Origin of the sequence: Pseudoalteromonas sp. 2CM37A, assembly GCF_023161885.1 — a bacterium.
Lineage (GTDB): Bacteria > Pseudomonadota > Gammaproteobacteria > Enterobacterales > Alteromonadaceae > Pseudoalteromonas > Pseudoalteromonas atlantica.
Window position 1 is genome coordinate 1 of sequence record NZ_JALNTJ010000026.1, and the last position, 693, is coordinate 693.

General features: G+C 54.1%; 1 protein-coding gene. It reads right to left on the minus strand.

What is annotated here, in order from left to right; translation table 11 throughout:
• On the minus strand, window positions 1-693 hold a 693-nt coding region (locus MTF68_RS19640; protein ID WP_248463413.1), incomplete at both ends, for an Ig-like domain-containing protein.

A 693-nucleotide genomic window follows, 5' to 3' on the forward strand; every position in this document is an offset into this window, starting at 1 on the left:
GGTGGCACTCCAATTACCATTGGCATCGGTTTGTACATCAATAGTTTGTACGGCATTGGCTGCATCGGTAAAGGTTACCGTGACGGTGCTGTTTGGTGCATCACTGGTGCCCGTAACTATTGGCGAGCTGTCGTTGGTGAGCGCTGGTGCATCCACACTCACACTTGGCGCGGTGGTATCGATGTTACCGCTGCCGCTGATATCAATGCTGTTACCTGCATCATCGCTAATGCTGGCCTCAATGCTGTACGGTCCTTCTGCAAGTGACGTCGGTACTTCCACTGAGAAGTTGCCGCTCGCATCCACGGTGGTGGTAAAGGTTTGCTCGGCCCCTAAATCATCGATAACCGTAAAGGTGATCACGGTGCCTTCAACCGCATCACTGGTGCCGCTTAGAGTCGGTGTGGCATCGTTACTTGAACCTGGGCTGGTTAAATCAAGTGTTGGCGCAATGGTATCAACCTCCCCTGCACCTGTGGCGGTCGCTGTGTTACCCGCGGCATCGCTTACGCTTGCACTTACGGTAAAGTTGCCCTCAGCAAGGGCTGTTGTAACCGGCACTGACCATGTACCACTTGCGCCCACTGTGGCGGTAATGGTTTGCGCTGCACCGGCGTTGTCTGTCACAATAATTGTGACTTCACTGCCTTGTGGCGCATCACTTGTGCCGGAGATCGTCGGTGTTGTGTCGTT